This is a genomic window from Mycobacterium sp., from assembly GCF_052145595.1.
Taxonomy (GTDB): domain Bacteria; phylum Actinomycetota; class Actinomycetes; order Mycobacteriales; family Mycobacteriaceae; genus Mycobacterium.
The window spans coordinates 1-12,520 of the sequence record NZ_JBKQOI010000149.1 but is presented as its reverse complement, the minus strand read 5'-3'; the positions used below and the strand labels follow the sequence as shown (position 1 = coordinate 12,520).

Genomic DNA, 12,520 nt, shown 5'->3' with positions numbered 1-12,520 from the left:
CGTGCCCGCGCGAGTTGAGACACCATCCGGGTGCCGGTGACTAACTCGATGGCCTCCCGGTAGAACTCTTCAGCCACATCGCCGTCGGCCACCAGCGCGCGCGCAAGCGCCGCCGCACCACGAAGGCTGTAGGTCCCGCTGGCCGCGGCCATCTCCGACAACCGCTCACAGGCCTCAGCGGCACGCGTCCGCTGGCCACTTCGCGCCGCGGCCTCCACCAGTTCGGGCAGCGCCCAAGTGGAGACGAGGAAGTCGTTTGTGCCGACGGCGTTGTGCGCGGCCTCGGCGGCCCGGTCGTACTCCGCCAGACCGTTATAGAGCACCGATTTGGCGAAGTCGACGTAACTCAAAGCCGAACCCTCACCCCGCCTGTAACCGGCCGCGATCATCTTTTCAAATATGTCGGTCGCGTGTGCCGTGTCTCCGCGCCAGGCCGCCAGCAGCACCGCGTCGTACTGCAGGATGAGCTCCCCGATCCCTGGGTCCAAGGTCTGCCATTCCGAGATGAGGGCCTCAGCTTCGGCGAACTCGCCAGCCCGGACATGAAACTCCGAAAGCCAACCCAGGGCGACCGGAAGCCAGCTCAGGGTGCCGCTCGAGCGCGCTAGCTGGACTTGGCCGTTGGCGAGCTCAAACCACGCATCGTCGTCCCACAGCTCGGCAACCACCAGGCAGTAGGGGTGGCACAGCGCATCCAGCTGCACGGGCTGCGCCCGATAGAGCCGCAGCGCCTCTTTGAGCAACGGCGCCGCGGCCACATAGCCGTCGAGCACCCGCACCGCCAGCCCGCGCAGCAGCAGCAGCGGGTGCGCCGGCGCAGGCCCCAGCGGAACGGATTTCGCCGCCCGCGCCACCTCCGCAACACCTCCCCCGGCGGCGAGGCGCGCGGTGTACAAACCCATTACCAGACCTTCCAGTAACGTCTCCAGCGCCAAAACGGGATCGAGCGGTAGTAGCCGCTGCGCCGCCTGCAACAGCAGCAGCGGGGCATCGCTGCCGCGGTTGTTCAGAAACGCGAGCTGCAGGCCGAATTCGGTCTGCACGCGCATGCGCTCAAGCCGCGCATGCCCCTGCTGGTCTAAGGGACCTATCTCGGCGGCTGCCAACAGGTTTTTGGTGGCCACGAAATCTCCGGCGGCGTATTTGGCTTCGGCCGCAACCAGTGCACGCTCTGCCCGCCGGGCCGGATCGGGGGTCAGTGCCACGGCCCGCTCCCAAAACGCCGCCGCCGCGGCCACCCCGCCGCGCCGCTGGGCGCGATCGGCCGACCCGATCAGCTCTGCGGCCACCTCCTCATCGGCGGCAACCGCCGCATAGGCGCGATGCCAGGCTCGCCGGTCGGGGTCAAGTTGCGGGTCGGTCACTTCGGCCAGAGCGGCATGCACGGCTCGCCGCTCTTCCTCCTCGGCGGCCCCGTACACGGCCGAACGCAGCAACGGGTGGCGAAACCGTACCCCCGCACCGATGTCCAGCAGTCCCGCATCAACGGCCAGGTCCACCGCGTCGATTTGCAGACCCAGCGTTTGTGCCGCGCGCTGCAGCAGCGCCGGGTCCCCGACCGGATCGGCGGCGGCAACCAGCACGAGCCGTTGGGTTGCCTGCGGCAACCCGCGCAGCCGCGTCAGGTACTGATCCTCGATACGGCGCGGCACACTGACGCTGTCGGGCAGCGCGAACCCACCCGCGAAATCCACCACCCCCAATTCCCGTAAAGCCAGCGGATTTCCGTGCGCCTCCTCCAGGATGCGTCGACGCACGCTCTCATCGATGCGGCCCGTGGTCACCGACACCAGCAGCGCGCAAGCCGACCGCTCATCCAGACCGAACAACCGCAGATCGGGCAAACCCGCCAGCGGATCCTCCGACACCGACGTCGTCCGGGCGGCGAACACCAGCCCCACCGGCTCGGCCAGCAGTCGCCGCCCCACAAACCCGAGCACGCCAGCGGTGGCCTGATCCAGCCACTGCACATCATCGACGACGCACAGCAGCGGCCGATCCTCGGCGGCCTGGGCCAACAGGTTCAGCGCCGCCAACGCCACCAGAAACGACTCCGCGGGCTCCCCGGACGCCAACCCCAGCGCCACACTGAGCGCCGCACGCTGGGGCTCCTCCAACGCATCCAGGCACGAGAGCATCGGCGCGCACAGATCATGCAGCCCAGTGAAGGCCAACTCCATCTCCGACTCGACGCCCATACACCGCGCCACGCTGAAGCCCGCCGCCCGCCCGGTCAGGTAACCCAGCAGCGCCGTCTTGCCAATCCCCGCCTCCCCACGCAACACCAGCACCGCGCTGCGCCCACCACGCACCCGCGCCAGCAGCCCATCCAGCGCCGCGCACTCGCTTCGCCGCCCATACAACGACGGCAACGCCTCCGCGTCGCGACGGCGATCGCCCATCAGCAACCACCATCCTCACCCGGCCAAGCGCCCAACACCGCGGCCTTGATGCGCCAACACTACTCCGCCAGCGTGACTTACCGATTAGGCCAACGCGCTGATGGCTACCGCCGGCCATCGGCAGCCGCCGTTCACCCTTGATCCCGTTGCGCCGCAGCGTTTTCCCTCAGAGACCATCCTCAGACCGGATCTGGTGTGTCCCAAGCAACCATCGGCGACACCCAGTGAGTGACCTCCTCCACCTGGTCGTTTCGATCGAGGTGCCGGGGTGGCTGCGCGAAAGTCGCGTAGGGACGGCAGCGCACGACGACTCGATCCTCTTTGTCCGCCATCTGCGCCACGTACGGGCGGGCCTCGTCACCGAGCGGGTGGCCCGACATGCGTCCGGCTACGGCCATCATCACATCGACCACGAGGTCGCGGTCGCGGTCGATGACTGCATCGGCATACACCTGCAGATAGACAAACGGCCACCGCTCGTCGAGCACGCATAGGCTCACTTTGCCGTCGCGCGCCACCGCACGAGCCTTGCCGCGTGGGGCCATCGTCGAGACCAGCAGTTCGTCGTCATCGGTGGGTACGTAGTACACGACCGACATAGCCGGGCCGTCGTGGCGGCGGCGGTAGCCGTAAACACAGGTGCGATGCGTGCGCACGAATTCGCGTCGCTCCGAAGGCAGCATGTCGCGGTCTGTGGGAGCGGTGAATGGCTCAGTTGCCACGGGAAGCAACATCTTTCGACGTTCTCCTTGTCCGGGTCGGGCGGTGCAGGTCTTACGCCGCGATGGTTAACACCACCACGCCGACGGCTGCCAGTCCAGTGATCGCCGCGGGAAGCAGTGCGACGCCATTGTCGCGCGCCTTGAGGTGATAGCCGAGGGCGCCGGCCTGAGGAGTGCGACGGCAGCGGCAGTCACGATGGTAAGAGGCTTGACCGCGAGTCCGGCGAGAAGGCCCGCCACAGCGGCGAGTTCTGCGATACCGATTGAGGCGGCTGAGCGCAAGGTGATCCCGAGATGCGCGGCATTGGCGCGTGCGGTGCCGGTGCCGAGGATCTTGATGATCCCTGTGAACGCGAGCTCCGCAGCCAACAGAACGGACAAGACGACTGTTGCAATGTGCATCACCAAGTCCTCACGCCGACTAGATCCTAATTGACGCAGATGGTGCCGTTGAGATGCGTCCCGTTGCCGGTAAGGCATCCATTGGGCGGATCCTTCGGCAATCCGGGCGGCAGGCAGTTTTGCCGATAGTTGTCCCAGTACCAACCTTGAGGGCAGTCGGCTAGGTTGGCCGCCGCCGAAGTCGTCAGCAGCGAGGCCAACCCGACACCCGCCATGGCTAACACGGTTGCTGCAGATCGGACGATCCTGAGTTTGTTCATGCTCTTTGTTCTCCTGTCGCTCTGGAGCGCGTTCGTCGTCGTGACTTTCGTCAGGCGCGAGACGCTCTGTTCCGAGTGTCCGCGTCGACGGCGGTGAACAACTTCAGGCCACCCGCAGTCGCGTATACCGGCTAGCAGCAATTCATTTTGATCTGTCGAATCTGCACAGAGCTTGACGCGCATTCACCCGAAAATGAAACACTTTGCGAGCCAGCGCAACTCTGACGATTCGTCAGAAGCTCGCCTTCGGGCACTTTAGCTGCTGGCTGGTATGTCACTTTGGCGGTGGCGGTAACGACATGGCCGAGCCGAACCCGGATGCTGAGAAATAACACCGCGTCAGCAGGGAGCTGCGCGGAATCGCTTGCGATGAGAGATGTTTCAGGAGCGCGAAACAACGGAGGATCACCATGGCATACCGGACCGTCAACCCGTACAACAACGAGGTCGTGGCCACTTTCGATGACCTGACCGACGCGGAGGCGATGAACCTTCTCGCGCAGGCCCAGAAGACCTTTGAGTCCTGGAGCCAGGCGTCGTACGCCGAACGCGCCGCGGTGTGCCGCCGTGCCGCGGCCATCCTCACCGAACGCCCCGACGAGTTCGCCCGCCTGCTGACGCTGGAAATGGGCAAGCTCTACAACGAGAGCCTAGGCGAAGTGGCGCTCAGCGCCGAGATCTTCGAGTACTACGCGGACAACGCCGAGCAGTTCCTGGCGCCCGAGCGCATCAACACGGTCAGCGTCAACGACAACGCGATGCTCGTCAGCGCGCCGCTCGGGGTCATCCTGGGCATCCAGCCGTGGAACTTCCCCTTGTACCAGCTGGCGCGGGTGACGGCCCCGAACCTGATGGCCGGCAACGTGGTCATGGTCAAGCACGCCTCCAACGTTCCGCAGGCGGCGGCCGCCTTCGAGCGGCTGCTGCTCGAGGCCGGTGCCCCGGAGGGCGCTTACACCAACCTGTTTGCGACCAAGGATCAGATCAACATGCTGATCGACGACCCGCGGGTGCGCGGTGTGTCGCTGACCGGCAGCGAGGGCGCGGGCTCGGTCGTCGCGGCTCGCGCGGGCAAGAACTGCAAGAAGTCCACCATGGAGCTGGGCGGCTCGGACGCGCTGATCGTGTTGGACGACGCGGATGTGGACAAGACCGTCCGCTGGGCGCTGTGGGGCCGGATGAACAACGGCGGTCAGTGCTGCGTGGCCTCCAAGCGGATCATCGTCGCGGAGGAGATCGCCGACGAATTCTTGGAGAAGTTCAAGGCCGCGCTGGCCGGGCTCAAGGCCGGCGACCCGTTCGACGAGGGCACCACGCTGCCGCCAATGTCCAGCCAGGGTGCCGCCGACGAGTTGCACGAGAAGATCAAGGCCGCGGTGGACGCCGGCGCGACGGCCATCTCGCTGGGTGACCCCGTGCCCACCACGGGCGCGTTCGTGCAGCCCACCATCCTGACCGACCTCACCCCGGACAACCCCGCCTACTACCAGGAGTTCTTCGGACCGGTGGCCCTCTTCTTCCGGGCGACCAGCGAGGACGACGCGGTGCGGCTGGCCAACGACTCGAACTTCGGGCTCGGCGGTTCGGTGTTCACGCAAGACGCCGAACGCGGGGTCGAGGTCGCCAAGCGCATCGAGACCGGCATGGTCTTCGTCAACCACCCCACCTGGACCAAGCCGGACCTGCCCTTCGGCGGTATCAAGCTGTCGGGCTACGGGCACGAACTGTCCAACATCGGCATCCAGGAGTTCGTCAACAAGAAGCTCATCAACGTCGTCCCGATCGACGCGCCCGAGTGATCAATTTCCCGAGTGACTCAACGCAAAAGGAACGCAATCATGGCTGACTTCACCGTCGGTAAGTACCTCGCGACCCGGCTCGAGCAGATCGGGCTGAAGCACTACTTCATGGTCCCCGGGGACTACAACCTCGTCTTGCTCGACGAACTGCTGGAGAACGAGAACATCGAGCAGATCGGTTGCTGCAACGAGCTCAACGCCGCCTACGCGGCCGAGGGCTACGCCCGGGTCAACGGCGCGGCGGCGGTGCTCACCACCTACAACGTGGGTGCGTATTCGGCACTGAACGGGGTCGCAGGCGCCGCTGCCGAACGCCTGCCGGTGATCATGGTGTCGTCGAGCCCCAACACCAATGACGCTGGGGAGAACCACATCCTGCACCACACCGTGGGCACCCACGACTTCACCGCTCAGTACGAGGTGTTCCGGCAAGTCACGTGCGTGGCGGTGCGCATCCAGCACCCCGCCAATGCACCCGTCATGATCGACGAGGCGATCAGCACGGCGCTGCGCGAGCGCAAGCCGGCCTACATCGAGATCCCCTGCAACCTGTCGGCCGCACCGTGTGCTCCGCCGGCCCCGTTCTCCACGCTGCGGTCCGGGCAGTACAGCAACCCGCGGATGCTGGCCGACGCCGTCGGCCGCGCCACCGACCTCATCGCGGAGGCGAAGAAGCCGATCCTGCTGGCCGGTGCTCACCTGCGCGCCCACGGCGCGATCGACGCGTTCCGTGAGCTGGCCGAAGCCTTGGGCTGCGCGGTTGCGGTCATGCCGAACGCCAAGGGCTTCTTCCCCGAAGACCACCCGCAATACGCCGGCATCTACTGGGGCGAGGTCAGCAGCCCGCAGTGCCAGGCAATCGTCGACTGGTCCGACCTCATCGTGGCCGCCGGTCCGGTGTTCAACGACTACACGACCGTCGGCTGGAGCGCGCAGCCACCCCGGCAGCGGATGATCAACGCCGAGGCTCAGGGTGTGCGGTTCGCCGACACCGAATACACGGGCGTCGCGCTGGCCGACTTCCTGTCCGACCTTGCCAAAAAAGTGCAAGCCCACGACGCGACCCTGACGCAGTTCAAGCGCCTCAAGGGGACGGCATCGGTGGCGCGCCCGAAGGCAGCCGACCCAGCGGGCCCCCTCAGCCGCGTCGAGATGTGGCGGCAGATCGAGGAGGACCTGGACTCCAAGACCACCCTCCTGGTAGAGACCGGCGACTCCTGGCTGAACGGCATGTACACGCAGCTGCCCGGCGGCGCGAGGTTCGAGATCGAGATGCAGTGGGGCTCCATCGGCTGGTCCGTCCCCGCAAGCTTTGGCTATGCGATGGGCCTGGAGGCCGACCGCCGCCTCGTCTCGGTCATCGGCGACGGATCCTTCCAGCTGACCGCCCAAGAGGTGTCGAACATGATCCGCCACGGCCAGGAGATCCTGATCTTCCTGGTCAACAACCGCGGCTACGTCATCGAATCGGCGATCCACGACGGTCCCTACAACTACTACAAGAACTGGGACTACGCCGGACTCATCGACGTGTTCAACGCCGAAGAAGGCGGCGGGCTGGGGCTGACGGCGACCACCGCGGCGGAACTGGCCGAGGCGATCGAACAAGCCCGCGCCCACAAGGGCGGGCCGGTGCTGATCGAATGCCAGATCCCCAACGACGACGCCAGCCCCGAGCTGATCTCCTGGGGCTCCAAGGTGGCACGCGTCAATTCCCGCCCGGACCCGCGGTTCTGACCGGGGTCACGCTATAGCCGGCCGGCCGGTAGTGCAGACGATGCGCACTACCGGCCGGCTCACCAATACGGCGGTAATCCCCTCAAGAGGGAGCTTAAATCAAAGGGGCGGAGGGGATTTAGCGAAGAGGTCAGCCGATGTGCAGCTTCTCGCGAAGGTTGGTCTTGCGCTCCTCGTACTTCTCGTGCATCTCTGCCTTCTTGCGTTCGCGCGCCTTCTTGCGGGCCTGCCTCTGTGCCTCCTCGGCGGCTTCGTCGGCCGCCTCGATCTCGGCCAGAACATCGTCAGCCGATCGACGCAGCACGGCCCCGCCCTGTGCGGCCATGGCACCGTCGACAACCTCGTTGGTGTACTCGTCGACCTCGGCCAGGAGTGCGTTTCCTCCGGGCGGTATGTGCCGGCCAACCTGTGCCAGCGTCTCGTCTTGTATGTCCGCCTGATCCACGTCGTAGATACCCCCTACGAGCCCCCCGGTGCCCAACCCGAGCAGCATCCCGATGGGACCACCGAGGACGCCAACCAGCATTCCGATCAGCCCGCCGGCCAGAAAGCCCTCGCCGCCGGCGTTGTCGGTGTCCTCTGGGATCTGGAGCTGCCCGCTGACGCCGCGTTCGACGACCGCCGCGCTCTTGAGTTCTATGCGGCCCTCGCGGTCAAGCCCTTTGAGGGTGCTCAGCGCTTGGTACGCCTTGCTCTGCTCATCGAAAGTCACGGCAATAACGTTCACGGTCATGGTACTGCTCCTTTGATTGGACCGGATCTCCCCGAACCTTTGTCGGAGAGACGTCTGGGCTGGGCGACGCCGCCATCTGAAGGAGTCGTCTGATGTCGGACATCCCCGAAACCGTCCCTGCCGGGATGTCCTCTCGCATGTCGAACCTCCTCGGTTCACGCGGATAGGGAAACTTGAGGCTGAAGTCCCACGCTGCACTAGGGACGTTCGTCCCCGGATTCGTCGCCGATTGTCCTGACAACGCAGCGGCAACGCCGCCGGTCGCCTATTCGACGTTCTAATCGCTTCCTGGCGAGGCGGTCGGCAGGCCTTGCGATGCTGCCGCGTCGAGTAGCCGGCGATCGTATGCGCATAACGCCGTAAGACTGCGTCTGTGGGTATGCGCTGTGGCCAGGTGTACCGCATCGAGGGTACGCAGCTCGGCGGGCGGGATGATGGCCGCCGCGGCCGCGATGGCGTTAGTCAGCACCAGGGTGTCGATCGCCGAGGCGACATTTTGCGCCCTGGCGACGGCGTCGGACCCAGCCCGCGCGGCCGCGCGGATCAGCTCGACGTGACCGATGGCGCTCGTGGCAAGGTCTTCGTCCGGACGGACGTTGAGCCATCCGATCAATGCTTCCGATTCTTCCTCAACGGCAACAAGTTTCACGATGGCCGAGGTATCGAGGTAGATCATCGGTCGGCACGTTGCTCTTCCAGTAGTGAACTGAGCGAATGACCTTCGATCAGATCGGCCATGCTGAGGGGATCTCGTGGCGCGGAAGCGGGGATCAATTGCCCCTCGGCGATCAGCTTGCCGCGGGCTTGCTCGGCGGCCGTGAGCGGCACCAGGCGGGCCACAGGCTTGCCGCGGTCGGTGATTTGGATGGTTAACCCAGCCTTCGCCTTCGCTACCCACGCGCTGGCATTTTGGCGTAGCTCACGAATTCCGATTACTTCCACTCCGCTAGTGTAGCACCTAATGTGCTACATGGTGCTTGGCGGCGGCCCATCCGACGCTGACGTGATGCCGTGCGCAGCAAGACCGGCTCAGCGGGCCGCACGGCGGGTCATCGTTGCCGTCGCCGCGCTGGCGCTGAGCGCGCCGCTGAGTACTCGTTGCTCGAACAGGTCAGCACCTCGGGCAACCCCACCGGTCGCAGCGAAACCGCCCGCGACCAGCCGTGCGCCGGCGGTCATGGTCATCGCCTGTTGGACGTTGATCGAAAGCCGTTTCACGGTCAGCTTTTTCGCGGGCAGGCGGGTTCCGCAGCGGGCCACCTCGACCCGTCGTGCGACCTCGAACTGGTCGCGCCCAAACGGCACAACACAGACGGGAACCCCTCGGGCAAGGGTCTTTTGGGTCCCGCCCATGCCGCCGTGCGTTATCGCGCAGACCGCGCGGTCCAAGACCGGGCCGTGCGGTACGAACTGGACCACCGTGGCATTGGGCGTCAGTGTGATGTCGGGTGGCAACCCGGCGGGTAGCGTCGCGACCACATGCACCGGCAAGTCGGCGAGCGCCGTGATGGCCGTCTTGACGAGCTTCTCATCGGCCTGCTGTTGCGACGACGTCGTGACCAGGACGATCGGCCGGTCAATCGCCGTGAGCCACTGGGGAACCCCATCCATGGCCGGTTCGAACATGCAGGGACCGATCATCTGCACGGCGTCGCCCCAGTCGGTTTGCGGATACTCGAACGGCTTGCCGCTGGCCACCAGCGTCAGCGGAGCCCGTCGCATGAAGTCGTCGGCCGACGCGACCGGCGGAGCACCGGCGCTCGCGCGAATCTTGTTGCCTGCCGGTAATACCGCCCGCTCCATCATGCCCATCACGACCGGCCGCAGCGCGGCGTCACGGACTCGGCCCAGCACGCCCCGCAGGGGAGCCAGACCCAACCCGAAGGGCGGCACTCCGCGCGATTGAAGAGGCGGCGTGTACGGCGAGAAACATGCCCACGGGGTGTCACCCGCGTCGGCGACCGACAGGGCACCCCAGCAATTGACGTCTACGAGCAACGCGTCGGGGCGCGTGCGCTCCACCGCATCGGCGAAGTCAGCGACTTCGTACGCTGCGCGTCGGCAGAACACGTCGACGGCCCTCTTGAGGGCACCGCGGGGATTGGAAGCCTTCCAGTCGTCGTTGACGGTCGCCTCGATTCGGGGATCGATGATGTCGGTGGTGAAACCCAGCTTCCGTCCCATGTCCACACCCGAGGACAGCGTGCGCAGATGAATCTCGTGGCCGCGGGCGGACAGTTCCAGCAGCAGGGCGCTGAACGGGAACAGATGGTCGAGTGCCGGCGAGGTGTAAGCCAAAATTCTTGCCATTTTTCACGTTTTCTGGGTGTGGGATGAGCATCGGGTGTCTCACATTGTTTCCGACGAACGGTTCCGCGTCAGTGCCGCCGGCAACCATATGCACTGGGGGCTAACCGCTATTCGGAAGGTGTCATGGCCGGTGGCGGTCGTCATGGCTGGCGAATGGTGCTGGCACCCAATGTGAATGGCAGCCAGTGGTGCCGACAGCCAACGCCTGGTCGGCGACACTGGGGATATGTGGGCAACAACCCTACTCAGGCGTCGCTGCAACGGTTTTCCGGTGACCACAGCGGCATTCGGCCAAAGGTAGGCGTCGGTGTGTAGCGCGGTTCTGGTGCTGTCGCTGCTGGCGGCGATCGACCCGGTCCGGATCGGAATCACGGCGCTCTTGATCTCCCGGCCAAGGCCCATGCGCAATCTCCTTGCCTTCTGGCTCGGCGGCATGGCGGCGGGGATCGGGGCGGCGCTGAGCATACTGCTCTTTCTGCGCGCTGTGACGGTTTCCGTAATGAGACTGGTGGTTTCGGCCACCAGCAGCCCTAATATGGCTTACCTGCAGGTCGCGATCGGTGTGCTGGCGGTGTCCTTCGCCGCCCCGCTGGTGGCGCGCTTCTGGTCGCGTCAGCGTCCACCCGTGTCGGTGACCGCTGGTGAATCCTCCGTCCTTCTCCTGGAGCCGAATACACCACCCGAATCCACCCGACCGTCGATCCGCGGCCGGCTGGCGGGCGGATCGTTGTTGGTGGCGTTCGTCGCCGGCGTCGCCTTGGCAACACCGCCCGTCGAGTACATGGCGGCGATCCTTGCCATTGTGGCCTCCGAACCCGCTGCGCCGGCGCAAGTCTGCGCCGCCCTCATGTTCACCGTTGTGGCGTTCACGGTCGTCGAGGTCCCGCTTATCACCTATCTCACCGCGCCGGCGCAGACGCTGACGGTGGTGCGGCGGATGAACGAATGGATAAGCGAGCGACGCCAGGCCATCCCCGCGTTGGTCTTTGGTGCGGTCGGTGCGCTACTGCTGATCTCCGGCATGGGCAGGGTCTGATTGCCGGCTAATTTGAGCCGCCCTCGCCGGCTCTCCGGTCCCCCCCGCTTCCGGACATGGTGGCCAACTCGGCGTCCCTGTCAGTCGTGATGAGCAGGTGTAACTCAGCTATTACTCACAAGCAGTATCCGTGCGCCCAGACATGATTTGCAGCGGGCTATAGTCAAACGGCCCGCGCTGTAATGGTTCTCGGCTGTCCGGTCTTCTTGCGCCGTACCAAGCGCTATCATATCCGCGACCACCGCGGCAGAGAGCGGACCCGCTTGCACCGCTCGCACTTCGCGATAGTGTCCCGATGCCTGCGGCACGAGAGCATGACTTCACCGCAGCACTGGTTTCGTGCCGCCCATCTGGCTGGTTTCTTGCAGCGCCACAACATAATCGGCCGAAAGATCTTGAGCGCGAGAACACAGTCGCACGGCAAGTCGAATTTCAGCTTGTCCAGAACCGCTGTGTCCGGCCCGCTTTGGCTGCCGTTTCTCATCCCAGCGCCTCGTTGGGCCGCCGCTTTGGCATGCCGGGGCCGCGCTGGGGGTCGGAGATGGTCACGGTGAGCGGAGCGCCCTTGACCCGGACCTCGAACCGCTTCTCGAGAGCCAGCGCTTCCGGCCGGATGACCACCGCTTGGGCGGCAAGGCGCTGCGCTGGTCTGCGCGCTGTCAGTTGGCCCATAGCAACACAATCCACGGCTCGCTCGTCGCGCTCATAACCTATCCCATCTCGGACGCCAACCATGGTGTTAAGGGTCGGCTGTCGACCCCTTCGATGTCATCAACGCTGGCGTCTATTAGCGGATCTGGGTAACCTCAGTGCCGGCATACTCGCCAGCTGCAATCGTCTAGAGCGCTCAAGTTTGCATGCGACGAATTCCACTTGCGACCGAAACTTCTCAGAGCAGCTGCACTTCGGCCATGCGCGCGAAGGCGTAGGCGAGTATTCCTAATTCAGGACCGTGCCGGCACCCGCCTGCTCGGAGCGCTGATGTCGAATGTTGTATCCGCTTGCGGGAAAAGAACTTAATTGTGGAGCTTCGGGTGTGGAGTGACACGGGCTGGAATCCCAGACGACGCGTCGACGGCCTGCCCGATCCGCTTTAGGCGACCGGCGACCGGCGACCAC

General features: G+C 65.4%; 12 protein-coding genes. 3 read left to right on the top strand and 9 right to left on the bottom strand.

Features of this window, described 5'->3' with window-relative positions; translation table 11 throughout:
- The 4 genes from ACLP4W_RS13390 to ACLP4W_RS13375 all read right to left on the bottom strand — a co-directional run.
- The coding region (locus ACLP4W_RS13390) for an AAA family ATPase (RefSeq protein WP_442379823.1) at window positions 1-2,402 on the bottom strand (2,402 nt) is incomplete at its 3' end.
- Between the two features lie 179 nt (window positions 2,403-2,581).
- Window positions 2,582-3,136, bottom strand: coding sequence for a pyridoxamine 5'-phosphate oxidase family protein (locus ACLP4W_RS13385; RefSeq protein WP_442386603.1), 555 nt, complete (start codon window positions 3,134-3,136; stop codon window positions 2,582-2,584).
- Between the two features lie 54 nt (window positions 3,137-3,190).
- Entirely contained in the window at window positions 3,191-3,526 is a 336-nt protein-coding gene (locus ACLP4W_RS13380) for a DoxX family protein (RefSeq protein ID WP_442386602.1), read from the bottom strand.
- Window positions 3,527-3,552: 26 nt separating this feature from the next.
- Window positions 3,553-3,786: a hypothetical protein gene (locus tag ACLP4W_RS13375; protein ID WP_442386600.1), complete on the bottom strand. Its 234-nt coding sequence runs from the start codon at window positions 3,784-3,786 to the stop codon at window positions 3,553-3,555.
- A gap of 410 nt (window positions 3,787-4,196) precedes the next feature.
- Here ACLP4W_RS13375 and ACLP4W_RS13370 point away from each other — a divergent pair, with 410 nt between their 5' ends.
- Window positions 4,197-5,585 (top strand): NAD-dependent succinate-semialdehyde dehydrogenase, encoded by a 1,389-nt coding sequence (locus ACLP4W_RS13370; protein WP_442386598.1) that lies wholly within the window; start codon window positions 4,197-4,199, stop codon window positions 5,583-5,585.
- Window positions 5,586-5,624: 39 nt separating this feature from the next.
- Window positions 5,625-7,322 (top strand): alpha-keto acid decarboxylase family protein, encoded by a 1,698-nt coding sequence (locus ACLP4W_RS13365; RefSeq protein WP_442386596.1) that lies wholly within the window; start codon window positions 5,625-5,627, stop codon window positions 7,320-7,322.
- Window positions 7,323-7,452: 130 nt separating this feature from the next.
- On the opposite strand, the gene ACLP4W_RS13360 is transcribed toward ACLP4W_RS13365, so the two are convergent.
- The 4 genes from ACLP4W_RS13360 to ACLP4W_RS13345 all read right to left on the bottom strand — a co-directional run bounded on the left by ACLP4W_RS13360 (window position 7,453) and on the right by ACLP4W_RS13345 (window position 10,365).
- Complete coding sequence (locus ACLP4W_RS13360; RefSeq protein WP_442386594.1) at window positions 7,453-8,055, bottom strand: DUF1269 domain-containing protein; 603 nt, start codon at window positions 8,053-8,055, stop codon at window positions 7,453-7,455.
- A gap of 277 nt (window positions 8,056-8,332) precedes the next feature.
- Window positions 8,333-8,731 (bottom strand): type II toxin-antitoxin system VapC family toxin, encoded by a 399-nt coding sequence (locus tag ACLP4W_RS13355; RefSeq protein WP_442386593.1) that lies wholly within the window; start codon window positions 8,729-8,731, stop codon window positions 8,333-8,335.
- A complete protein-coding gene (locus ACLP4W_RS13350; RefSeq protein WP_442386592.1) occupies window positions 8,728-8,997 on the bottom strand; it encodes a type II toxin-antitoxin system Phd/YefM family antitoxin in 270 nt (89 codons plus the stop codon). The genes ACLP4W_RS13355 and ACLP4W_RS13350 overlap by 4 nt, the downstream gene beginning before the upstream one ends.
- Before the next feature lie 87 nt (window positions 8,998-9,084).
- The gene (locus ACLP4W_RS13345; RefSeq protein WP_442386591.1) at window positions 9,085-10,365 is read right to left on the bottom strand and encodes a glycosyltransferase; all 1,281 of its coding nucleotides are present in this window, start codon (window positions 10,363-10,365) and stop codon (window positions 9,085-9,087) included.
- Window positions 10,366-10,672: 307 nt separating this feature from the next.
- Here ACLP4W_RS13345 and ACLP4W_RS13340 point away from each other — a divergent pair, with 307 nt between their 5' ends.
- Entirely contained in the window at window positions 10,673-11,401 is a 729-nt protein-coding gene (locus ACLP4W_RS13340; protein WP_442386590.1) for a GAP family protein, read from the top strand.
- A gap of 480 nt (window positions 11,402-11,881) precedes the next feature.
- Here ACLP4W_RS13340 and ACLP4W_RS13335 read toward each other — a convergent pair whose 3' ends face one another.
- Window positions 11,882-12,073 (bottom strand): hypothetical protein, encoded by a 192-nt coding sequence (locus ACLP4W_RS13335; RefSeq protein WP_442386589.1) that lies wholly within the window; start codon window positions 12,071-12,073, stop codon window positions 11,882-11,884.
- Between the last annotated feature and the right edge of the window lie 447 nt (window positions 12,074-12,520).

What these genes read in the sequence shown, in the direction of transcription:
- ACLP4W_RS13385 (WP_442386603.1), bottom strand. Translation starts at nt 3,136, where the DNA reads ATGTTGCTTCCCGTGGCAACTGAGCCATTCACCGCTCCCACAGACCGC.
- ACLP4W_RS13380 (WP_442386602.1), bottom strand. Translation starts at nt 3,526, where the DNA reads ATGCACATTGCAACAGTCGTCTTGTCCGTTCTGTTGGCTGCGGAGCTC.
- ACLP4W_RS13375 (WP_442386600.1), bottom strand. Translation starts at nt 3,786, where the DNA reads ATGAACAAACTCAGGATCGTCCGATCTGCAGCAACCGTGTTAGCCATG.
- ACLP4W_RS13370 (WP_442386598.1), top strand. Translation starts at nt 4,197, where the DNA reads ATGGCATACCGGACCGTCAACCCGTACAACAACGAGGTCGTGGCCACT.
- ACLP4W_RS13365 (WP_442386596.1), top strand. Translation starts at nt 5,625, where the DNA reads ATGGCTGACTTCACCGTCGGTAAGTACCTCGCGACCCGGCTCGAGCAG.
- ACLP4W_RS13360 (WP_442386594.1), bottom strand. Translation starts at nt 8,055, where the DNA reads ATGACCGTGAACGTTATTGCCGTGACTTTCGATGAGCAGAGCAAGGCG.
- ACLP4W_RS13355 (WP_442386593.1), bottom strand. Translation starts at nt 8,731, where the DNA reads ATGATCTACCTCGATACCTCGGCCATCGTGAAACTTGTTGCCGTTGAG.
- ACLP4W_RS13345 (WP_442386591.1), bottom strand. Translation starts at nt 10,365, where the DNA reads ATGGCAAGAATTTTGGCTTACACCTCGCCGGCACTCGACCATCTGTTC.
- ACLP4W_RS13335 (WP_442386589.1), bottom strand. Translation starts at nt 12,073, where the DNA reads ATGGGCCAACTGACAGCGCGCAGACCAGCGCAGCGCCTTGCCGCCCAA.